Raw genomic sequence first — 21,543 nt, forward strand, 5'->3', positions numbered from 1 at the left:
GCTGCCACTGACAGGGAGATGTCTGAATGAAACCCCTCTACCTCGCTTCCGGCTCACCGCGCCGGCGTGAATTGCTTGGCCAGATCGGCGTGCCGTTCAGCGTCATCAGTGCACCCATCGATGAAACGCCGCTGCCTGGCGAAAGCGCTGAGGCCTATGTCGAGCGCCTGGCCCGGGCCAAGGCCGAAGCCGGCCTGGCCACGCTTCAAGGCCCTGCCGTGGCGCTTGGCGCCGACACCGCAGTGGTGCTCGATGGTCGTATTCTGGGCAAACCGGAAAACCGCGAGCATGCCCTGACGATGCTGGCCGCGCTGTCTGGCCGCGAGCACCAGGTGCTGACAGCGGTGGCCTTGAGCGATGGCCAGCACTGCGAGAGCCTGTGTGTCAGCAGCACTGTACATTTTCGGCCTGTCGATGCCGCAGAAGCCGAGCGCTACTGGGGCAGTGGGGAACCCACGGACAAGGCGGGGGGCTACGCCATCCAGGGCCTGGGCGCGGTGTTCGTCACCGGGCTCGAAGGCAGTTACTCGGCGGTGGTTGGCCTGCCATTGAGCGAAACGGCCGACATGCTCGCTCGATTCGGTATCGCCTGCTGGCAGGTACCGGCGCTTTTGCCAGAGGTAACAAACCAGCGGTAGCCAGCCCGGCACGCGCGATCCATCATTACCGAAGACCTTTGACGAGAGCCTGCCATGAGTGAAGAGATCCTGATCAACATCACCCCGATGGAATCGCGTGTGGCGGTGGTGGAAAACGGGGTGCTGCAGGAAGTGCATGTAGAGCGCACCCAGCGCCGCGGCATCGTCGGCAATATCTACAAGGGCAAGGTGGTGCGGGTGCTGCCAGGTATGCAGGCGGCCTTCGTTGACATCGGCCTGGAGCGCGCGGCGTTCATCCATGCGTCGGAAATCTCCCAACGCGAAGGATCGGCGGTGGAGAACATCACCGCGCTGGTACACGAGGGCCAGGCCCTGGTGGTGCAGGTGACCAAGGACCCGATCGGCACCAAGGGTGCACGCCTGACCACGCAACTGTCGATTCCCTCGCGTTACCTGGTGTACATGCCTCGCAGCAGCCATGTCGGCATTTCCCTGAAGATCGAAGACGAAGCCGAACGCGAACGCCTCAAGCAGGTGGTCAGCAACTGCATGGACAGCGAGAACATCAAGGACGCCGGGGGCTTCATCCTGCGTACCGCCGCCGAGGGCGCGCGGGCCGAGGAAATCCTGCAGGACATCCGCTACTTGCGCCGCCTGTGGGAGCAGATCGGCAGCCAGATCCAGACCTGCGGCGCGCCCACGGTCATTTACGAAGACCTCGGCCTGGCCCTGCGTACGCTGCGTGACCTGGTCAACCCGAAGATCGAGAAGATCCGCATCGACTCGCGGGAAACCTTCCAGAAAACCACGCAGTTCGTCGCCGAACTGATGCCAGAAATCGCCGATCGGCTGGAGCATTACCCAGGCGAGCGGCCGATCTTCGACCTGTATGGGGTCGAAGACGAAATCCAGCGTGCCCTGGAGCGCAAGGTGCCGCTCAAGTCCGGTGGCTACCTGGTGGTCGACCCGGCGGAGGCGATGACCACCATCGACGTCAACACCGGTGCGTTCGTCGGCCACCGCAACCTCGAAGAAACCATCTTCAAGACCAACCTCGAAGCCGCCACGGCTATTGCCCGCCAGTTGCGCCTGCGCAACATCGGCGGGATCATCATCATCGACTTCATCGACATGGAAGACGAAGAGCACCAGCGCCAGGTGTTGCGCACCCTGGAAAAGCAGCTGGAACGCGATCACGCCAAGACCAACATCATCGGCATTACCGAGCTGGGCCTGGTGCAGATGACCCGCAAGCGCACCCGCGAAAGCCTCGAACAGGTCCTGTGCGAACCCTGTGTCGCCTGCCAGGGCCGCGGCAAGCTGAAGACCCCCGAAACCATCTGTTACGAGATCTTCCGCGAAATCCTCCGCGAAGCCCGTGCCTACCAGGCTGAAGGTTATCGCGTGCTGGCCAACCAGAAAGTGGTCGATCGCCTGCTGGACGAAGAGTCCGGCAACGTTGCCGAACTGGAAACCTTCATTGGCCGAACTATTCGCTTCCAGGTCGAGTCGATGTATTCGCAGGAACAATATGACGTGGTGCTGCTCTGAGGCTTTCTGATACCCGCCCTGGATGGTACTGGCTGGCAAAATCGGCACGTCAGGCCATCATGGATAAACGACCTGGAGGGCCTTGGCCATGGGACGTCTGAACCGCGTTCTTGTCGCCTTGACCCGCTGGGGGCTGGGCATCTGCGCCCTGCTCGCGGTATTGGTGGCGTTGTATGTGAGCCTCGGTCGCGAGCTGGTGCCACTGGTGGCCGAATACCGTGCCGACGTCGAGAGCAAGGCTGAACAGGCGCTGGGCCTGCCCGTGCATGTGGGTGCGCTGGAAGGGCGCTGGAGTGGCTTGGCGCCTGTATTGCGCGTGCGCGACCTGCAGCTGGGCGAGGGCGCATCGGCCTTGCGCCTGGATGATGTCAAAGTGGTGCCCGACCTTTGGGCCAGCCTGACCTCTCGTGAAGTGCGCCTGGCGCGTATCGAACTCGGTGGCCTGCAGCTGATTCTGCGCGAAGACGAGCAGGGGGCCTGGGCCCTCGAAGGGCTGCCGAAAAAGGACGACGCACCGCTGGACCCTGCCGAGCTGATGCAGCGCTTGCGCCAATTGGGCCGCATCGATGTGTTCGATAGCCAAGTCACTCTGCAGCCCTGGCAAAGAGATCCGCTGACCCTTACCTATGTCAGTGTCGGCATGCAGGCCGGCGCATCACGCCAGGCCCTCGACCTGCGTGCGACCTTGCCCGACGGCCAGCCGTTGGCGATCAATCTGCGCAGCCGGGCAAACGCCAAGGCCTGGCGTGAAGGCGAAGTCGAGGCTTACCTGAGCCTGCCACAAAGCGACTGGGCGCGGTGGTTGCCGCCTGGTTTACTGGGCCAGTGGCGGGCTGAAGCGTTGAAGGCCGGTGGCGAGTTCTGGGTCGACTGGAGCAAGGGCCAGTTGCAGCAGGCGGTGGTCCGTCTCAACGCCCCGCATTTGCGCGGTGCCTACGCCGAGCGCAAGGCCGTGGCCCTGGACAATCTTGCCGTGGCGGCCTGGTTCCAGCGCCGCGATCAGGGCTTTGATGTGGTGGTGGATTCACTCGCTGCGAGCATCGGCAAGACGCGCTGGGAATCGCACCTGCAAGTGAACCAGCGTCTGGGCGATGACCCAATGGACGAAACCTGGCAAGTGCAGGCTGACCGCCTCGACCTCACCCCGTTGACCCCGTTGATCGATGCATTGGCCCCCTTGCCAGACAAGCTCATGACTGTGGTCGATGCACTGAAAGTTACCGGGGCCCTGCGCAACGTTCGCCTGGAAGCACGGCCAAAAGCCGAAGGTGACCAGCGCTTGCAGTTCGCTGCCAACCTGGAGCGGGTCGGTTTCGATGCCTATCATGGTGCACCGGCGGCCGGTAATGTCAGCGGCAGCATCAGCGGCGACCTGGGGCATGGCGAACTGCGCCTGGATACTGACGCATTCATGCTGCACCTGTATCCGATCTTCGCCAAACCCTGGCAGTACCAGAAGGCCAATGCGCGCCTGACCTGGGCACTGGACAAGCACGGTTTCACCCTCATCGCACCCTACCTCAAGGTGCTGGGCGAGGAAGGCAAGATTGCCGGCGATTTCCTGATTCGCCTGCTGTTCGACGAAGGCGCCGAAAGCTACATGGACCTGCGCGTCGGCCTGACCGAAGGCGATGGTCGTTACACCGCCAAGTACCTGCCGGAAGTGCTGAGCCCGGCCCTCGATGAATGGCTGCGCAGCGCCATCGTCAAAGGCAACGTCGACCAGGGCTACTTCCAGTACCAGGGTTCGTTGAACCACGGTGCCACGCCGGAATCTCGCAGCATCAGCCTGTTCTTCAAGGTCCACGATGCCGCACTCGACTTCCAGCCAGGCTGGCCGCAGGTGCAGCAGGTGGATGGCGATGTGCTGATCGAAGACAGCGGCGTGCGCATCAAGGCCAGCAAGGGCCTGCTGCTCGACACCAAGGTCAGCGACGTCAGCGTGAACATTCCCCATGTCGACAGCGGGCAGCACAGCCACCTGTACCTTGACGGCAATTTCGACGGCAGCCTCGGCGATGGCTTGAAGATTCTCAAGGAAGCACCGATCGGCACGGGCGAGATCTTCGCCGGCTGGGAAGGCGAGGGCCCACTCGAGGGCAAGCTCAAGCTCGACGTACCCCTGGCCCACGGCGAGCGGCCAAAAGTGCTGGTGGACTTCGCCACTGCCGACGCACGCCTCAAGGTCGCCCCGCCCAGCCTGGACCTGACGCGGCTGAAGGGCGAATTCAACTTCGACTTCGACAAGGGCTTGAGCGGCAAGAACATCAGCTTGCAAGTGTTCGGCAAGCCGGTTACTGCGCAGATCAGTGCCGAGGGCCAGCCCGGGCAGATGCAGACGCGCATCAACGCCAGTGGCCAGGCTTCGCTAAAATCCTTGACCGACTGGCTGCAGTTCAAGCAGACCTTGCCCGCCTCTGGCGATCTGCCGTACCAGTTGCAGGTCAATCTGGGCAGCCGTGATAACAGCTTGAATGTCAGTTCTTCGCTCAAGGGGCTGATCATCGACCTGCCGGCCCCCTTCGGCAAGGCGGCAGCGGATATCCGGGACACGCGTTTCAGCATGAACCTGCAAGGGCCTGAGCGGCGTTTTGATGTGGCTTACGCCGACCTGGCCCGTTTCGCCTACGCTGCACCGGCCGACAAGCTGGGCCAGGGCCGGGGCGAGTTGCTGCTTGGCGCCGGGCAGGCGCAACTGCCAGCGGCCCAAGGGTTGCGGGTGAAAGGGCGGTTGGAAAGCCTGGACCTGGGCCCCTGGCAGGAGCAGGCCGCACGCTTTGCCGGTGACGACCCCGGTGGCAATGCCCGGCAGAACCTGCAGGGTGTCGACCTGAGCATCGGCCACCTGAAAGCCTTCGGCATGAGCCTGAACCAGGCCGTGGTGCGCCTGGCCCGAGGCGGCGCCGCCTGGGACCTGCGCCTGGACAGCAAGGAAGTCATCGGCAACGCGCGCGTGCCGGATGCCAAGGCTGCACCAATGGTCGTGCGCCTGCAGACCTTGCGCCTGCCGCCGGCCGACCCGGCTGAGACGCAATCGGAAGAAGGCCCTGACCCGCTGGCCTCGTTCGACCCGCGCAAGGTGCCGGCCCTGGACTTGAGCATCGACAAGCTGTACCGCGGCGACGATCTGTTCGGCAATGCCGCGCTGAAGCTGCGCCCGACTGCACGGGGGGTGACGGCACAGGATATCGACCTGGATTTCAAAGGCCTGCATGTCGATGGCAGTGGTGGTTGGGAAGGCGAAACCGGGGCTACCAGCAGCTGGTACAAAGGCCGACTCGATGGCAAGAACCTCGCCGATGTGCTCAAGGCCTGGGGTTTCGCGCCGACCGTAACCAGCCGCGATTTCCGCCTGGATGTCGACGGCCGTTGGCCCGGTTCGCCGGCCTGGGTCGGCCTCAAGCGCTTCTCTGGCAGCATGGATGCCGCCTTGCGCAGCGGTCAGTTCGTCGAAGTGGAAGGTGGCGCCCAGGCCCTGCGTGTGTTCGGCTTGCTCAACTTCAACTCGATTGGCCGGCGTCTGCGCCTGGACTTCTCCGACCTGTTCGACAAGGGCCTGGCTTACGACCGGGTCAAGGGTCTGCTGGTGGCCAGCAGCGGTGTCTACGTCACCCGCGAGCCGATCTCAGTGACCGGGCCTTCGAGCAACTTCGAACTCGATGGCACCCTGGACCTGGTGCGCGATCGGGTCGCGGCCAACCTGCAGGTGACCCTGCCGGTGACCAACAACCTCCCGCTCGCCGCGCTGATCGTCGGTGCGCCAGCGGTCGGTGGCGCGTTGTTCCTGGTCGATCGGCTGATCGGCGACCGGGTGTCGCGTTTCGCCAGCGTGCACTATCGCGTCGAAGGCCCGGTGAAAGAGCCTAAAATCACCTTTGTGAAACCGTTCGATAAATAACTTCGGGAGTGTCCATGAAGGCAGCGGTCATCCAGATGGTCAGCCAGGACGATGTGCTGGCCAACCTGCAGCGTGCGGGCGCACTGCTCGAACAGGCGGCCTTGGGCGGTGCACGGCTGGCGGTGCTGCCGGAAAACTTCGCGGCAATGGGGCGCAAGGACGCCTCTGCCATCGGCCGCGCCGAAGCCATGGGCGAAGGTCCGATCCTGCCATGGTTGAAACGCACCGCACGCGACCTCAGATTATGGATTGTTGCCGGTACCTTGCCGTTGCCGCCACAAGGCCAGCCAGACGCCAAGGCCCATGCCTGTTCGCTGCTGATCGACGAACAGGGCGAAGTGGTGGCGCGCTACGACAAGCTGCACCTGTTCGACGTGGATGTGGCCGACAACCGTGGCCGTTACCGCGAATCCGATGACTACGCCCACGGTGCCCGGGTGGTGGTGGCCGATACGCCGGTAGGGCGCCTGGGGCTCAGCGTGTGTTACGACCTGCGCTTTCCCGAGCTTTACAGCGCATTGCGCGGTGCAGGCGCGGAGTTGATCACGGCACCGGCCGCCTTTACTGCGGTCACAGGTGCTGCGCATTGGGAAGTGCTGATCCGTGCCCGGGCTATCGAGACTCAGTGCTATGTGCTGGCGGCTGCCCAGGGCGGTACCCATCCAGGCCCGCGGGAAACCCACGGCCATGCGGCGATCGTCGACCCTTGGGGGCGGATCGTCGCAGAACAGGCGCACGGCGAAGCGGTATTGCTCGCCGAGCGCGACATTGATGAACAGGCGTCCATCCGGGCGCGCATGCCGGTAACCACGCACCGGCGCTTTTTCTCGCAGGACGCCTTGCGGCCTGCGCACACCTCGGAGTGACTATGAGCCAGATGTTATCCACCGTCAGCGAGCAGCTCCTGGCCCCGGGCGGACTCACCCTCGACAGCCTGCAGAGCGTGCTGGGCGAACTGGCCGGCCCCGGCATCGACGCCGCGGACCTGTATTTCCAGGGCCAGATCTCGGAAACCTGGGCGCTGGAGGACGGCATCGTCAAAGAAGGCAGCTTCAACCTTGACCAGGGCGTGGGTGTGCGTGCCCAGTCCGGTGAAAAGACGGGCTTCGCCTACAGCAATGCGATCAACCTCGAGGCGCTGACCTCGGCGGCCCGTGCTGCACGTTCGATTTCCCGTGCCGGCCAGAACGGCACGGTGCAGGCGTTCCGCAGCCAGGACGTCACTGCGCTGTATGCGCCGGACAACCCGCTGGATGTGCTCAGCCGTGCCGAAAAGGTCGAGCTGCTCAAGCGTGTCGATGCTGCCACCCGCGCCCTCGACCCGCGTATCCAGCAGGTCAGCGTGAGCATGGCCGGGGTCTGGGAGCGCATCCTGATTGCTGCCGCCGACGGTAGCCTGGCCGCCGATGTGCGCCCCTTGGTACGTTTCAATGTCAGCGTCATCGTCGAGCAGAATGGCCGCCGCGAGCGTGGCGGGCAGGGCGGTGGCGGGCGCACTGACTACCGCTTCTTCACTGAAGAGCGCGTCATGGGCTATGCACGCGAAGCGCTGCGCCAGGCGCTCGTCAACCTCGAAGCTATCCCGGCCCCGGCCGGCACGTTGCCGGTGGTACTGGGTTCCGGTTGGTCGGGCGTACTGCTGCACGAGGCGGTCGGCCATGGCCTGGAAGGCGACTTCAACCGCAAGGGCAGCTCGGCATTCAGCGGGCGGATTGGCGAGAAGGTCGCTTCGGAACTGTGCACCATTGTCGACGACGGCACCCTCGAAGGTCGCCGCGGCTCGTTGAGTGTCGATGACGAAGGCACGCCGACCGAATGCACCACGCTGATCGAGAACGGCATTCTCAAGGGCTACATGCAGGACAAGCTCAATGCACGCCTGATGGGCATGGCGGTTACTGGCAACGGCCGCCGCGAGTCCTATGCGCACCTGCCGATGCCGCGCATGACCAACACCTACATGCTGGCCGGCAAGAGCGATCCGCAAGAAATCATCGCTTCGGTGAAGAAGGGTATCTACTGCGCCAACCTCGGCGGTGGCCAGGTCGATATCACCAGCGGCAAGTTCGTGTTCTCGACCAGCGAAGCCTATTTGATCGAAGACGGCAAGATCACTGCACCAGTGAAGGGCGCGACCCTGATCGGCAACGGGCCGGAGGCCATGAGCCGGGTGTCGATGGTCGGTAATGACCTGGCGCTGGACAGTGGTGTGGGAACGTGCGGCAAGGATGGGCAATCGGTGCCGGTAGGCGTCGGGCAGCCGACCTTGAAGCTGGATGCGATTACCGTGGGCGGTACTGGCGCTTGATGGATGTCCGGGGGCTGCAAGGCAGCCCCAGACGGCGAGAGTCAGCGCAGACCGCGCTGCATCTCGTCGAGATCGCGGATGTACTTGAACACCTTGCGCGCAGCGGCAGGCGGTTTGTTCCGCGCCTTTTCGTGCTGGGCATGACGGATCAGCGAGCGCAGTTGCTGGCGATCGGTCTCGGGGTATTCGTTGACGAAACGCTCGAGGTCTTCGTCGTTACCGTCGATCAGGCGGTCGCGCCAGCGCTCCAGGTTGTGGAAGCGCTCGTTGTACTGGCGGCTGGAGCTGTCGATCTGCTCGAGCACGGCGTGGATGGCGTCCAGGTCCTGGTCGCGCATCAGCTTGCCGACGAACGACATGTGACGTTTGCGTGCACCGTGGGCGGTGTGCTTGCTGGCATCGGCCAGGGCCTTGCGCAGCTCGTCGGTGAGCGGCAGGCGCGCCAGGGTATCGGCCTTGACCGTGGTCAGGCGCTCGCCGAGTTCGACCAGCGCATGCAGCTCGCGCTTGATCTGGGTTTTGCTTTTTTCGCCGTCGAAGGCGTCGTCGTATGAATCAACCATGGTGGCAGTCCGCTAGAAATCGCCGCCATGATAACCAGTCGGGGGCCGCTTGTCCGGCCCGGTCGTAGAATGACCTTTGCCGAACGCAGAATTTGAGTGGAGAAAACCATGAGTGCAGTCCAGAGCGTAGGCCCCAAGGACCTGCCAGCGTTGCAGGAGCAGGTCGAGGCGATCATTGCAGAAGCACGCAAGCAAGGCGCCAGTGCCTGCGAAGTGGCCGTGTCGCTGGAGCAGGGCCTGTCCACCACGGTGCGCCAGCGCGAGGTCGAGACGGTCGAGTTCAACCGCGACCAGGGCTTCGGCATCACCCTCTATGTCGGCCAGCGCAAGGGTTCGGCCAGCACCTCGGCCAGTGGCCCGGATGCCATCCGTGAAACCGTGGCCGCCGCTTTGGCGATTGCCAGGCATACCTCCGAGGACGAATGCTCGGGCCTGGCTGACGCCGCGCTGATGGCCCGCGAGATCCCCGACCTCGACCTCTATCACGACTGGGATATCGAGCCGGAGAAGGCCATCGAGATGGCGCTGACCTGCGAGGCTGCGGCATTCGATGCCGACAAGCGCATCCTCAATGCCGATGGCACCACGTTGAACACTCACCAGGGTTGCCGCGTGTACGGCAACAGCCACGGCTTCATTGGTGGCTACGCCTCGACCCGGCACAGCCTCAGCTGCGTGATGATCGCCGAAGGCGACGGCCAGATGCAGCGTGACTACTGGTATGACGTGAACCGCCAGGGCAATTTGCTGGCCGACCCGCGCAGCATTGGCGTGCGCGCCGCCCAGCGTGCCGCCAGCCGCCTCGGTGCGCGCCCCGTGCCGACCTGCGAGGTCCCCGTGCTGTTCTCCGCCGAGCTGGCGGGTGGCTTGTTCGGCAGTTTCCTGTCGGCCATCTCGGGCGGCAACCTGTACCGCAAGTCTTCGTTCCTCGAGGGTAGCATCGGTCAGCGCCTGTTCCCGTCCTGGCTCACCCTCGACGAGCGTCCGCACATCCCGCGGGCATTGGGCAGCGCTGCATTCGACGGTGACGGGCTGGCGACTTACGCCAAGCCGTTCGTCGACAAAGGCGAACTGGTGTCGTACCTGCTGGGTACCTACTCCGGGCGCAAACTGGGCTTGCCGAGCACTGCCAACGCCGGGGGCGTGCACAACCTGTATGTCACCCATGGCGTAGAAGACCAGGCGGCGCTGATCCGGCGCATGGGCCGTGGCCTGCTGGTGACCGAGCTGATGGGCCATGGCTTGAACATGGTCACCGGCGATTATTCGCGCGGCGCGGCGGGCTTCTGGGTCGAGAATGGCGAGATCCAGCATGCAGTGCAGGAAGTGACCATTGCCGGCAATATGAAGGACATGTTCCAGCAGATTGTCGCGATTGGCAGTGATCTTGAAACGCGGAGCAATATCCACACAGGGTCGGTGCTGATCGAGCGGATGACCGTCGCTGGTAGCTGACATCGCCAGAAAAGCCCACCGACATTGAAACCCGGCCTTCGCGCCGGGTTTTTTCTTTCATCACCTTCCTCTTGAAGTGATTCTGTTTATCACCTAATAATGAATATCATTATCCAGTAACCCGGCGATGATGTTCATGAAACCCGTCCTCCGCGAACTGCCCTACCTGGAAAACTGGCGCTGGCTCAGCCGGCGCATCCGCTGCGCGCTAGAACCCGACGAACCGCGCCTGATCGAGCACTACCTGGCCGAAGGCCGTTACCTAGTGTGCTGCACCGAAACGTCGCCATGGACCGTCGCACTGACCTCCTTCCGCCTGCTGCTGGATACCGCCTGCGACCGCATGTTGCCGTGGCACTGGCGCTGCCTGTGCCTGGACCAGGCCTGGCGCCCACTGCTCGATCTGCGCAACCTCGATCGCCGCGAGCAGAACCAGCGCTGGCAGCCCTATGCCTTGCAGCTGGCCAACTGCCGGCTGCTGCCGTCGATTTCTCCCGATGAACTGATGCAAGGATTTGAAGATGAGTGATACCCGTATCGAGCGTGACAGCATGGGCGAGCTGCAGGTACCGGCCAAGGCCCTGTACGGCGCCCAGACCCAGCGCGCGGTCGACAACTTCCCGATCAGCGGCCAGCGCATGCCGGCCCAGTTCATCCGCGCCCTGTTGCTGGCCAAGTCCGCTGCGGCCAAGGCCAACATCGAGCTGGAGCAGCTGTCGGCAGGGCAGGGCCAGGCCATCGTCAAGGCGGTCGAGCAACTGCTGGCCGAAGATTTCATCCAGCACTTCCCGGTTGATGTGTTCCAGACCGGCTCCGGCACCAGCTCGAACATGAACGCCAACGAGGTCATCGCCACCCTGGCCAGCCGCGTGCTCGGTGAAGCGGTCAACGCCAACGACCACGTCAACTGCGGGCAGAGCAGCAACGACATCATCCCCACCACCATCCATGTCAGTGCCGCGCTGGCGTTGCGTGAGCAGCTGTTGCCTGCGCTGAGCCACCTCGTTCAGGTGATCGAGGCCAAGTCGTCCCAGGTGCATCAGTATGTGAAGACTGGCCGCACCCACCTGATGGATGCCATGCCGGTGCGCATGAGCCAGGTTCTCGACGGCTGGGCTGCGCAGATCAATGGCGCCAAGGCACACCTGGAAGCGACCCTGCCAAGCCTGCAGGCTCTGGCCCAGGGCGGCACCGCGGTAGGCACCGGGATCAACGCCCACCCGCAGTTCGCTGCTGGCTTCGCACGGCAGTTGAGCGGTCTGACCAAGGTCGAGTTCACCCCCGGCCATAACCTCTTCGCGCTGATCGGCTCCCAGGACACTGCCGTGGCGTTGTCTGGCCAGCTCAAAACGACTGCCGTGGCGCTGATGAAGATCGCCAACGACCTGCGCTGGATGAACTCTGGCCCCTTGGCCGGCTTGGGTGAAATCGAGCTTCAGGGCCTTCAGCCGGGCTCCTCGATCATGCCGGGCAAGGTCAACCCGGTGATCCCGGAAGCCACTGCCATGGTCGCTGCCCAGGTGATCGGCAATGACGCCACCATCGCTGTGGCCGGCCAATCGGGCAACTTCGAGCTGAACGTGATGCTGCCGGTGATCGCCCGCAACCTGTTGGAGAGCATCGAGCTGATGGCCAATGCCAGCCGCCTGCTGGCCGACAAAGCCATTGCCAGCTTCAAGGTCAACGAGGGCAAGCTCAAGGAGGCCTTGGCCCGCAACCCGATCTTGGTTACCGCGCTGAATCCGATTATCGGCTACCTCAAGGCCGCCGAAATCGCCAAGACCGCCTACCAGCAGGGCCGCCCGATCATTGATGTAGCGCTGGAGCACACCGACCTGTCGCGCGATCAGCTCGAGGCACTGCTGGACCCGGAAAAGCTCACCGCTGGTGGCATCTGACACGTCACAGCGCCCAGAGGAAACATCGTCATGCAGCACTGGAAACGCACGACCGAGACGGCCAACCGCCTGTTCGAACAGGGCGAGCTGGTCGACGCCCGGGAGCACTACCTGCAAGCACTGGCCCTGGCTCAGGTGCTGTTCGAGCGCTGGCATGACGTCGATGAGGCGGTGGCCGCGCTGGTCATCGCCCATCACAACCTGGCCGACCTGCACCTGCGCCTGAACCAGCCGCACGAGAGTGCCGACTACCTGTGTGCCGCCCATCAGCGATTGCTCCAGGCCAGCCAGGAAGCCCGCTTGCCGCAGGCGCTGCGTGATGCCGCGCTGCGCCACAGCGGCCGCACCTACACCGAACTGCTGAGTTTCATTGCCGAGTACGGCCAGTACCCGCGTACCGAGCGCCTGCTCAACCGCCACGGCGCCGAGACCAGTGAGCTCGCTACCGCGCCGAACCTGGCGCCCAGAACCCCTGCCTACGGAATCCATTGATATGCCGCATACCTTGCCTGCACTGACTTACGCCTACGATGCGCTGGAACCACACATCGACGCGCAAACCATGGAGATCCACCACACTAAGCACCACCAAACCTACGTCAATGGCCTGAACGCGGCCATCGAGGGCACTGAGTGGGCCGAATGGCCGGTCGAAAAACTGGTCGCAGCGGTCCAGCATCTGCCTGAGAACCTGCGTGGTGCAGTCACCAATCACGGCGGGGGCCACGCCAACCACAGCCTGTTCTGGACGGTCATGTCGCCCCACGGGGGTGGTCAGCCACAAGGCCAGCTGGCCACGGCCATCGAAGCAGAGCTGGGTGGCTTCGAAACATTCAAGGAGGCTTTCACCAAAGCGGCGCTGACCCGTTTTGGTAGCGGCTGGGCGTGGCTCAGTGTCACCCCGCAGAACAAGCTGGTGGTGGAAAGCAGTGGCAACCAGGACAGCCCGCTGATGCACGGCAATACGCCGATCCTCGGCCTGGACGTGTGGGAGCACGCCTATTACCTGAAGTATCAGAACCGTCGCCCGGAATACATTGGCGCCTTCTACAACGTGATTGACTGGGCGGAAGTGGATCGCCGCTATCACGAAGCTCTGAAGTGAGTCGGCCCGGTATGCGCTCTGAGGTGATGTCTGTCAGCAGTGTGCGCCTGTTCCGCTTGGCGCTGGGAACCTTGCTGCTGCTGGCCGGTACAGCGCTGCTGCTGGCCCGTGGCATTGCCTGGCTGGACCTGGAACCGCGCATGTTGCGTGCCCTGGAGGGCGGTGCACTGTGCGCATTGGGTACGGCGCTGGGCGCAGTACCGGTGCTGGTGATTCGCAACATGCCGGTGGCCTTGGCCGATACCTTGCTGGGCTTTGGGGCGGGAGTGATGCTGGCGGCGACGGCGTTCTCGCTCATCATCCCTGGGCTGGATGCCGCCAAGGCCATCGGTTTCAGCCCTTGGGGCGCCGGTGGCCTGATCAGCTTCGGCCTGATGCTCGGCGCCCTGTGCCTGTTCCTGGTCGACCTCAAGGTCTCCGGTGCTTCCCCGGAGGCGCTGGTCGGCACCGAAAATCAGCCGGTCATCGCCGCGAGGATCTGGTTGTTCGTGATCGCCATCATTGCCCACAACATTCCCGAAGGCATGGCCATCGGTGTGTCTGCCGGGGGCGGCATGGCCGACGCTGATAGCCTGGCCATGGGCATAGCCTTGCAGGATGTGCCTGAGGGGCTGGTGATAGCGTTGGTACTGGCGGGAGCAGGGATGCCACGGTTCAAGGCATTCCTGATCGGTGCCGCCTCTGGCCTGGTCGAGCCGCTGGCTGCAGTGGTCTGTGCCTGGCTGGTGAACATGGCGGAGTTGCTGTTACCGGTGGGCCTGGCCTGTGCGGCCGGGGCGATGCTGCTGGTGGTGACCCAGGAGATCATTCCCGAGTCGCGCAGCAACGGGAATCACCGCTTGGCCAGCCTAGGGCTGTGCATCGGCTTTTGCTTGATGATGGTGATGGATACCGCGATGTCGTGATTCCTTTAGGAGCGGCCTTGTGTCGCGAAAGGGCTGCGAAGCGGCCCCAGGATTTCAGCACGGATGCAAAATTGCTGGGGCCGCTTCGCAGCCCTTTCGCGACACAAGGCCGCTCCTACAGATGCCAAGCCACCTTTTTGGCTACTCGCCTTCGTCGAAATAGTTGTTGATCAATGCCACCAGCGCTTCCAGCGCATCGTTATCCTGCTCCCCTTCGGTCAGCAGGTGCACTTGAGTACCTTTGCCCGCCGCCAGCATCATCACCGCCATGATGCTTTTGCCGTCCACCATCTTGTCGGGTGCGCGGCCAACGCGGACCTGACAGGGATACTTGCCGGCCACGCCGACGAACTTGGCTGCCGCCCGGGCATGCAGGCCCAGCTTGTTGATGATGGTGATTTCGCGGGCGGGCATCGTGCGGTGGATCCTGTGGGCTAGAGGTCGCGGTGGCGAACCTGGACGTTTTTCAGGGATTGCTGCAACAGCTGGCCGAGGCGTTCGGTGATGTAGACCGAGCGGTGGTGACCACCTGTGCAGCCAATGGCGATGGTGACATAGGCGCGGTTGCTGGCAGCAAAGCGTGGCAGCCATTTGAGCAGGTAGCTGGAAATATCGTTGAACATTTCTTCCACGTCCGGCTGTGCGGCGAGGTAGTCGATGACTGGCTGCTCCAGGCCTGAATGCTCGCGCAGCTCTGGCTTCCAGTACGGGTTGGGCAGGCAGCGTACGTCGAACACCAGGTCGGCATCGACCGGCATACCGCGCTTGAAGCCGAACGATTCGACCAGGAAGGCAGTGCCGGGCTCGGGCTGATTGAGCAAGCGTAGCTTGATCGAATCGCGCAGCTGGTAGAGGTTGAGGCTGGTGGTGTCGATCTTCAGGTCGGCAAGGTCGGCAATCGGCCCCAGCAGTTCGCTTTCTACCCGGATCGCTTCGGCGAGCGAGCGGTCGGCATTGGTCAGCGGGTGGCGACGGCGGGTTTCCGAGAAGCGCTTGAGCAGCGTGTCCTCGTCGGCATCCAGATAAAGCACATCACACTGGATGTGGCGTGCGCGGGCCTCCTCGAGCAGTTCGGGGAAGCGTGACAGATGGCTTGGCAAGTTGCGTGCATCAATACTGACCGCCACCCGAGGCTGCAACAGCTCGGTGTTCATCAGCGCGTTCTCTGCCAGCTGAGGCAGCAGCCCGGCCGGCAGATTGTCAATGACGTAGAAACCGTTGTCTTCCAGTACATCGAGGGCGGTGCTCTTGCCGGAGCCGGACCGGCCACTGACGATGATCAGGCGCATATTCAGTGCTCGTTCTGTGCGTCCAGGACAACCTGGTACAGGGCCTCGCTGCTACCGGCGGCACGCAGGCGATCGCGGACCTCCTTGCGATCGAGCATGCTGGCGATCTGGCGCAGCAGTTCAAGATGGGCATCGGTGGCCGCCTCTGGCACCAGCAGGACGAACAGCAGATCCACCGGGGCGCCATCGATGGCGTCGTAGTCGATCGGCGCGTCCAGGTGCAACAGTGCACTTACCGGGGCAGAGCAGCCTTCAAGTCGGCAGTGGGGAATGGCAATGCCATTGCCAAAGCCGGTAGAACCCAGTTTTTCGCGAGCGATGAGCTTTTCGAAGACGTCTTGCATCGCAAGCTCGGGCACTTGCTCGGCAATCAGGTTGGCGACCTTTTCCAGGGCGCGCTTCTTGCTGCCGCCCGGCACGTTCACCAGGGAACGGCCGGGGGTCAGGATGGTTTCAAGTCGGATCATGGATGAGAGGGATCAGCGGGCGGCTGCACCTTGCAGCAGGCTTTGCTGTTTTTCCTTGTGTTTTTTCAGTTGGCGGTCGAGCTTGTCGGCCAAGGCGTCGATCGCTGCATACATGTCTTCGTGTTCCGCGTTGGCAACCACTTCACCGCCTGGAATCTGCAGGGTCGCCTCGACCTTCTGCTGCAGCTTCTCGACTTTCATGATGACCTGCACGTTGGTGATCTTGTCGAAGTGACTCTCCACGCGAGCGAGCTTTTCAAGCACGTAATCGCGCAGTGGCTGGGTGACTTCTACATGCTGTCCACTGATATTGACTTGCATACAGCTTCTCCTTTGTTGCCCGTGCATAAAGAGGCAGGTCTTGCACCTGCCCCACAAACGCTGTGGCACATCCGGGGGCTACATCAGTCGCTTGCGCTCGCTCGACGGTGCGATGCCGAGGGACTCGCGGTACTTGGCGACGGTGCGACGGGCTACCTGGATGCCTTGTGCCTCCAGTAAACCAGCGATCTTGCTGTCACTCAATGGCTTTTTCTGATTTTCCGCGGCAACCAGTTTCTTGATGATCGCGCGGATAGCCGTAGATGAGCATTCTCCGCCTTCGGCGGTGCTGACGTGGCTGGAGAAAAAGTATTTCAGTTCGTAGATGCCACGCGGGGTGTGCATGTATTTCTGCGTGGTCACCCGCGAAATGGTCGACTCGTGCATGCCCACTGCTTCGGCGATGTCATGCAGGACCAGCGGTTTCATCGCTTCGTCGCCGTGGTCGAGGAAGCCGCGCTGGTGCTCGACGATCTGCGTGGCGACCTTCATCAGCGTTTCGTTACGGCTTTGCAGGCTCTTGATGAACCAGCGTGCCTCTTGAAGCTGGTTGCGCATGAAGGTGTTGTCGGCGCTGGTGTCGGCGCGGCGAACGAAACCTGCGTACTGCGGGTTGACCCGCAGGCGCGGGATCGCTTCCTGGTTCAGCTCGACCAGCCAGCGGTCGCTGTCCTTGCGCACGATCACGTCAGGCACCACGTATTCCGGCTCGCTCGACTCGATTTGCGAACCGGGCCGCGGGTTGAGGCTCTGCACCAGCTCGATCACCTGGCGCAGTTCGTCTTCCTTGAGCTTCATGCGGCGCATCAGCTGGCTGTAGTCGCGGCTGCCGAGCAGGTCGATGAAGTCGGTGACCAGGCGCTTGGCTTCGCTCATCCAGGGCGTGCCGGCAGGCAGTTGACGCAATTGCAGCAGCAGGCACTCGCCCAGGGAGCGGGCGCCGACACCGGCCGGCTCGAACTGCTGAATGCGGTGCAGTACCGCTTCTACCTCGTCGAGTTCGATGTCCAGCTCCGGGTCGAAGCCTTCGCAGATTTCTTCGAGGGAATCTTCCAGGTAGCCCTGGCCGTTGATGCTGTCGATCAGGGTGATGGCGATCAGGCGGTCGGTATCGGACATCGGGGCCAGGTTCAGCTGCCACAGCAGGTGGCTCTGCAGGCTTTCGCCGGCCGATGTGCGGGTGGTGAAGTCCCACTCGTCGTCATCGTTGCTCGGCAGGCTGCTGGCGCTGGTCTGATAAATATCTTCCCAGGCGGTGTCGACTGGAAGCTCGTTAGGGATTCGCTCGCTCCACTCACCGTCTTCCAGGGTTTCGGCGCTGCTGGTGCTTTCCTGGAAGCTGTTTTCCTGGACTTCGGCGGCCGGCTTGTTTTCGGCGTTGTCCGCCATCGGGTCGCTGTTGTCGAAGTCGTCGCCGTCTTCCTGACGTTCGAGCATCGGATTGGACTCCAGCGCTTCCTGGATTTCCTGCTGGAGGTCCAGGGTAGAGAGCTGAAGTAGGCGGATGGCCTGTTGCAACTGCGGGGTCATCGTCAGTTGCTGGCCCATTTTTAGGACGAGCGATGGTTTCATGGCTGGGGCTTAATACCTTGTTCGCCGGCGCGCATGCGCCATCCACTACACGAGGGCGCCGGAGCGCCAAATTCAAGCAAGTTTTATGCCTCAAATTGTAGCGTTTGCCTAGAGCACTGTAACAACTTAAGCCCCGACAGGGCGTTAATGCCAGTGCTCCAGGCAGGTCCCGGGGATCAGAGTCGGAACTCGTGGCCCAGGTAGACCTCCTTGACCAGGTCGTTGGCAAGGATGGTCTCGGCGTCGCCTTCGGCGATCAGTCGACCGTCGTTGACGATGTAGGCGGTCTCGCAGATATCCAGGGTTTCACGGACGTTGTGGTCGGTGATCAGCACACCGATACCCTTGGCCTTGAGGTGGTGGATGATCTGCTTGATGTCGCCGACGGAGATCGGGTCGACACCGGCAAACGGTTCGTCCAGCAGGATGAACTTCGGTGCGGTAGCCAGGGCCCGGGCAATTTCGACGCGGCGGCGTTCGCCACCGGAAAGGCTCATGCCGAGGTTGTCGCGGATGTGGCTGATGTGGAACTCCTGCAGCAGGCTTTCCAGTTCCTTGCGTCGGCCTTCACGGTCGATGTCCTTGCGGGTCTCGAGAATGGCCATGATATTGTCGGCCACCGACAGCTTGCGGAAGATCGAGGCTTCCTGCGGCAGGTAGCCGATACCGGCGCGGGCGCGGCCGTGCATAGGCTGGTGACTGACATCGAGGTTGTCGATCAGTACGCGCCCCTGGTCGGCCTGGACCAGCCCCACAATCATGTAGAAGCAGGTGGTCTTGCCGGCGCCGTTGGGGCCGAGCAAGCCGACGATCTGCCCGCTGTCGATCGACAGGCTGACATCACGCACGACTTGCCGCCCCTTGTAGCTCTTGGCCAGGTGCTGGGCTTTGAGGGTTGCCATTTACTCGGCCTTCTTCTTCGGCTGGATCACCATGTCGATGCGCTGACGTGGTTGAGTCACGTTGCCACCACGACCGGCGGTCGCAACCTGGGTCTTGGTGTTGTAGACGATCTTTTCGCCTTCGGTGGTATTGCCTTCGTTCTCGACCTTGGCGCGGTCAGTGAGGATCACCGTGTCTTTCTGCGCCTGGTACTGGATGGTTACCGCCCAGCCTTTCATCTTGTCAGGCTTGGCCGCAGTCTGCTGCTGCTCGAAGTACGCCAGGTTGCCCACCGAGGTCACCACGTCGATGTCGCCATTGGCGGCACGGGTCATGGTCACGGTGTTGCCTTTGATCATCATCGAGCCCTGGGTGATGATCACGTCGCCGGTGTAGGTGGCCACGCCCTGCTTGTCATCCAGGTGCGCGTTGTCGGCCTGGATGCGGATGGGCTGGTCACGGTCGTTCGGCAGGGCGAAGGCGCTCGCGCTTCCCAGTGCTGCTGCGCTCAGGCTGAGCAAAAGGGGGAGGGTTTTAACGAGCCTCATACTGTCCTCTTACGTTAGAGAGCAAGTCGATCTTGCTTTCTTTCAAATACGCTTTCATTCCCTTGCCTGTGGTTGTGCCACCGGCGCCGTCGATTCTAACGGCTTGCTCGGTCTGCGCATATTGCTTCTGCGGGAATACGGTCATGCGCGAGCTGGTAATGATGGTATCGCGCTGTTTTTCGTCGGTGCGGGCAATCCGTACCTGGTCGATCAGTTCGACTTCGCTGCCGTCAGGGTTGACCTCGGCGCGCACGCTCTGCACGTGCCATGGGTACTGAGTGCCGCGGTACATGTGCAGGTCGGGCGCGGTCACCAGTGTGACCTCGCTGGCCTTGAGGTGTTCGACCTTGTCGGCAGTCATTTCGTATTGCAGCTTGCCGTCGGGGAGGAACTGCACGCTGTGCGCGTTGATCGCGTAATAGTCGATGGCACTTTCGTCAACCTGGGCTACCGGCTTTTCGAGGAAGCTCTCGGGGCTGACATTCCAGTAGCCGACTGCTGCCAGCACCGCGGCGATCACCGCGAGCAACGCAATGTTGCGGGCTTTCTTGCTGAACATGGGCAACCTTACAGATAGTTGGCGTTGGCAGCGTCCAGGGTGCCCTGGGCCTGCATGATCAGTTCGCAGAACTCGCGTGCAGCACCTTCGCCGCCGCGTGCCTGGGTTACGCCGTGGGCGTGCTGGCGAACGAACGGTGCGGCGTTGGCTACGGCAATACCCAGGCCGACCCGGCGGATTACCGGTAGGTCGGGGAGGTCGTCGCCCAGGTAGGCTACCTGTTCATAGCTTAGGCCCAGTTCGGCGAGCAGGCCGTCGAGCACTACCAATTTGTCTTCGCGACCCTGGTAAAGGTGAGGAATGCCGAGGTTTTTCGCCCGGCGCTCCACCACTGGGGTCTTGCGCCCGCTGATGATTGCCGTCGTTACGCCCGAGGCCATGAGCATCTTGATACCCTGGCCATCAAGGGTGTTGAAGGTCTTGAACTCGCTGCCATCTTCGAGGAAGTACAGGCGGCCGTCGGTCAGCACGCCGTCAACGTCGAAAACGGCGAGTTTGATTGCCTTGCCGCGTTGCATGAGATCTTGGGTCATCGATTGGTTCTCCTTTACATCACGCCGGCGCGCAGCAGGTCGTGCATGTTCAGGGCGCCGGTCGGGCGGTCGTCCTTGTCCACGACCACCAGGGCGCTGATCTTGTGGTCTTCCATGATCTTCAGGGCCTCGGCGGCGAGCATTTCGGCACGAGCCGTCTTGCCGTGCACGGTCATCACCTGGTCAATCAGAGTGGTGTGCACGTCGATGTTGCGGTCCAGGCTGCGGCGCAGGTCGCCGTCGGTGAAGATCCCGGCCAGCTTGCCATCGGCGCCCACGATCACGGTCATGCCCAAACCTTTGCGGGACATTTCAAGGAGCGCGTCCTTGAGGAGTGTGCCGCGCTGCACCTGGGGCAATTCATCACCGGCGTGCATGACATTCTCGACCTTCAGCAGCAGACGACGGCCCAACGCACCGCCAGGGTGCGAGAAGGCGAAGTCTTCTGCGGTGAAACCACGGGCTTCGAGCAGGGCGATGGCCAGTGCGTCCCCCAGCACCAGTGCCGCGGTGGTGGAGGAGGTCGGGGCCAGGTTCAGCGGGCAGGCTTCCTGGGTGACGCTGGCGTCGAGATTGACCTCGGCGGCCTGGGCCAAGGGCGAGTCCGGGTTGCCGGTCAGGCTGACCAGCTGGATCCCCAGGCGCTTGATCAGCGGCAGGAGGGTCACGATCTCGGCGGTGCTGCCGGAGTTGGACAGGGCCAGGATGACGTCATCGCGGGTGATCATGCCCATGTCGCCATGGCTGGCTTCAGCCGGATGCACGAAGAACGCTGGCGTGCCGGTGCTGGCCAGGGTGGCGGCGATCTTGTTGCCTATATGCCCCGATTTGCCCATGCCTACCACCACGACCCGACCCTTGCTCGCCAGGATCAGTTCGCAGGCCTTGACGAAATTGGCGTCGATGCGGGCCACCAGGCCTTCTACGGCCTCGAGTTCCAGGCGCAGGGTGCGCTGGGCGGAGTGGATCAGCTCGCTGGATTGGCTCATGTCGAAAAGCAATGCCTGATTAAAAGGCGGCGATTATAGCCGCAATACAAGAAAGCCTCATCCTTTCGATTGCCCTCTCAAATGTCATCAAAGCCTGTCGC

The 21,543-nt window shown here is 62.8% G+C and carries 22 protein-coding genes; 11 read left to right on the top strand and 11 right to left on the bottom strand.

Going from position 1 to position 21,543, the window contains the following annotated elements; genetic code table 11:
• The first annotated feature begins 26 nt into the window (after positions 1–26).
• The 5 genes from ACLEJU_RS13280 to tldD all read left to right on the top strand — a co-directional run bounded on the left by ACLEJU_RS13280 (position 27) and on the right by tldD (position 8,356).
• Positions 27–638 carry a Maf family protein gene (locus ACLEJU_RS13280; protein WP_435423375.1) on the top strand — a complete coding sequence of 204 codons (612 nt, stop codon included), beginning with the start codon at positions 27–29 and terminating at the stop codon, positions 636–638.
• A gap of 54 nt (positions 639–692) precedes the next feature.
• Positions 693–2,150, top strand: coding sequence for a ribonuclease G (gene rng / locus ACLEJU_RS13285; protein ID WP_435423374.1), 1,458 nt, complete (start codon positions 693–695; stop codon positions 2,148–2,150).
• A gap of 88 nt (positions 2,151–2,238) precedes the next feature.
• Positions 2,239–6,048: a YhdP family protein gene (locus ACLEJU_RS13290; protein ID WP_435423373.1), complete on the top strand. Its 3,810-nt coding sequence runs from the start codon at positions 2,239–2,241 to the stop codon at positions 6,046–6,048.
• A gap of 14 nt (positions 6,049–6,062) precedes the next feature.
• Positions 6,063–6,914 carry a carbon-nitrogen hydrolase family protein gene (locus ACLEJU_RS13295; RefSeq protein ID WP_435423372.1) on the top strand — a complete coding sequence of 284 codons (852 nt, stop codon included), beginning with the start codon at positions 6,063–6,065 and terminating at the stop codon, positions 6,912–6,914.
• Between the two features lie 2 nt (positions 6,915–6,916).
• A complete protein-coding gene (gene tldD, locus ACLEJU_RS13300; RefSeq protein WP_103445577.1) occupies positions 6,917–8,356 on the top strand; it encodes a metalloprotease TldD in 1,440 nt (479 codons plus the stop codon).
• Between the two features lie 41 nt (positions 8,357–8,397).
• Here tldD and yjgA read toward each other — a convergent pair whose 3' ends face one another.
• Complete coding sequence (gene yjgA, locus ACLEJU_RS13305) at positions 8,398–8,919, bottom strand: ribosome biogenesis factor YjgA (RefSeq protein WP_027920225.1); 522 nt, start codon at positions 8,917–8,919, stop codon at positions 8,398–8,400.
• Between the two features lie 108 nt (positions 8,920–9,027).
• Between yjgA and pmbA the strand changes: the two genes are divergently transcribed.
• The 6 genes from pmbA (at position 9,028) to ACLEJU_RS13335 (ending at position 14,282) form a co-directional block, all read left to right on the top strand.
• Positions 9,028–10,374, top strand: a complete 1,347-nt coding sequence (pmbA, locus tag ACLEJU_RS13310; RefSeq protein WP_435423371.1) for a metalloprotease PmbA — start codon at positions 9,028–9,030, stop codon at positions 10,372–10,374.
• A gap of 127 nt (positions 10,375–10,501) precedes the next feature.
• Positions 10,502–10,903, top strand: a complete 402-nt coding sequence (locus tag ACLEJU_RS13315; protein ID WP_060484655.1) for a hypothetical protein — start codon at positions 10,502–10,504, stop codon at positions 10,901–10,903.
• Positions 10,896–12,272, top strand: coding sequence for a class II fumarate hydratase (locus tag ACLEJU_RS13320; protein ID WP_435423370.1), 1,377 nt, complete (start codon positions 10,896–10,898; stop codon positions 12,270–12,272). The genes ACLEJU_RS13315 and ACLEJU_RS13320 overlap by 8 nt, the downstream gene beginning before the upstream one ends.
• A 30-nt stretch (positions 12,273–12,302) precedes the next feature.
• The gene (locus tag ACLEJU_RS13325; protein WP_435423369.1) at positions 12,303–12,764 is read left to right on the top strand and encodes a hypothetical protein; all 462 of its coding nucleotides are present in this window, start codon (positions 12,303–12,305) and stop codon (positions 12,762–12,764) included.
• 1 nt (position 12,765) lies between these two features.
• Positions 12,766–13,377 (top strand): superoxide dismutase, encoded by a 612-nt coding sequence (locus ACLEJU_RS13330; RefSeq protein ID WP_435423368.1) that lies wholly within the window; start codon positions 12,766–12,768, stop codon positions 13,375–13,377.
• Between the two features lie 11 nt (positions 13,378–13,388).
• Positions 13,389–14,282 carry a ZIP family metal transporter gene (locus ACLEJU_RS13335; protein ID WP_435423403.1) on the top strand — a complete coding sequence of 298 codons (894 nt, stop codon included), beginning with the start codon at positions 13,389–13,391 and terminating at the stop codon, positions 14,280–14,282.
• A gap of 141 nt (positions 14,283–14,423) precedes the next feature.
• Here the strand turns inward: ACLEJU_RS13335 and ACLEJU_RS13340 are convergent, their stop codons facing one another.
• The 10 genes from ACLEJU_RS13340 to ACLEJU_RS13385 form a co-directional block, all read right to left on the bottom strand.
• Positions 14,424–14,696 carry an HPr family phosphocarrier protein gene (locus ACLEJU_RS13340; protein ID WP_435422896.1) on the bottom strand — a complete coding sequence of 91 codons (273 nt, stop codon included), beginning with the start codon at positions 14,694–14,696 and terminating at the stop codon, positions 14,424–14,426.
• A 20-nt stretch (positions 14,697–14,716) separates the two neighbouring features.
• Positions 14,717–15,571, bottom strand: a complete 855-nt coding sequence (gene rapZ / locus ACLEJU_RS13345; RefSeq protein WP_103445567.1) for an RNase adapter RapZ — start codon at positions 15,569–15,571, stop codon at positions 14,717–14,719.
• A gap of 2 nt (positions 15,572–15,573) precedes the next feature.
• Positions 15,574–16,038, bottom strand: a complete 465-nt coding sequence (gene ptsN, locus ACLEJU_RS13350) for a PTS IIA-like nitrogen regulatory protein PtsN (protein WP_159411980.1) — start codon at positions 16,036–16,038, stop codon at positions 15,574–15,576.
• A 12-nt stretch (positions 16,039–16,050) separates the two neighbouring features.
• Entirely contained in the window at positions 16,051–16,359 is a 309-nt protein-coding gene (gene hpf, locus ACLEJU_RS13355; protein ID WP_003255135.1) for a ribosome hibernation-promoting factor, HPF/YfiA family, read from the bottom strand.
• A 78-nt stretch (positions 16,360–16,437) separates the two neighbouring features.
• Positions 16,438–17,931 (bottom strand): RNA polymerase factor sigma-54, encoded by a 1,494-nt coding sequence (locus ACLEJU_RS13360; RefSeq protein ID WP_435422897.1) that lies wholly within the window; start codon positions 17,929–17,931, stop codon positions 16,438–16,440.
• A gap of 176 nt (positions 17,932–18,107) precedes the next feature.
• On the bottom strand, positions 18,108–18,833 hold the full coding sequence (gene lptB / locus ACLEJU_RS13365; RefSeq protein WP_060511298.1) for an LPS export ABC transporter ATP-binding protein: 726 nt from the start codon (positions 18,831–18,833) through the stop codon (positions 18,108–18,110).
• Entirely contained in the window at positions 18,834–19,361 is a 528-nt protein-coding gene (gene lptA, locus ACLEJU_RS13370) for a lipopolysaccharide transport periplasmic protein LptA (protein WP_060511296.1), read from the bottom strand.
• Positions 19,348–19,920 (bottom strand): LPS export ABC transporter periplasmic protein LptC, encoded by a 573-nt coding sequence (gene lptC, locus ACLEJU_RS13375; protein ID WP_435422898.1) that lies wholly within the window; start codon positions 19,918–19,920, stop codon positions 19,348–19,350. The genes lptA and lptC overlap by 14 nt, the downstream gene beginning before the upstream one ends.
• A gap of 8 nt (positions 19,921–19,928) precedes the next feature.
• Positions 19,929–20,453, bottom strand: coding sequence for a KdsC family phosphatase (locus ACLEJU_RS13380; protein WP_103445563.1), 525 nt, complete (start codon positions 20,451–20,453; stop codon positions 19,929–19,931).
• A 14-nt stretch (positions 20,454–20,467) separates the two neighbouring features.
• Positions 20,468–21,442, bottom strand: coding sequence for a KpsF/GutQ family sugar-phosphate isomerase (locus ACLEJU_RS13385; protein ID WP_435422899.1), 975 nt, complete (start codon positions 21,440–21,442; stop codon positions 20,468–20,470).
• Positions 21,443–21,543: the final 101 nt, after the last annotated feature.

Source organism: Pseudomonas sp. SMN11 (assembly GCF_052041945.1).
GTDB lineage: Bacteria > Pseudomonadota > Gammaproteobacteria > Pseudomonadales > Pseudomonadaceae > Aquipseudomonas.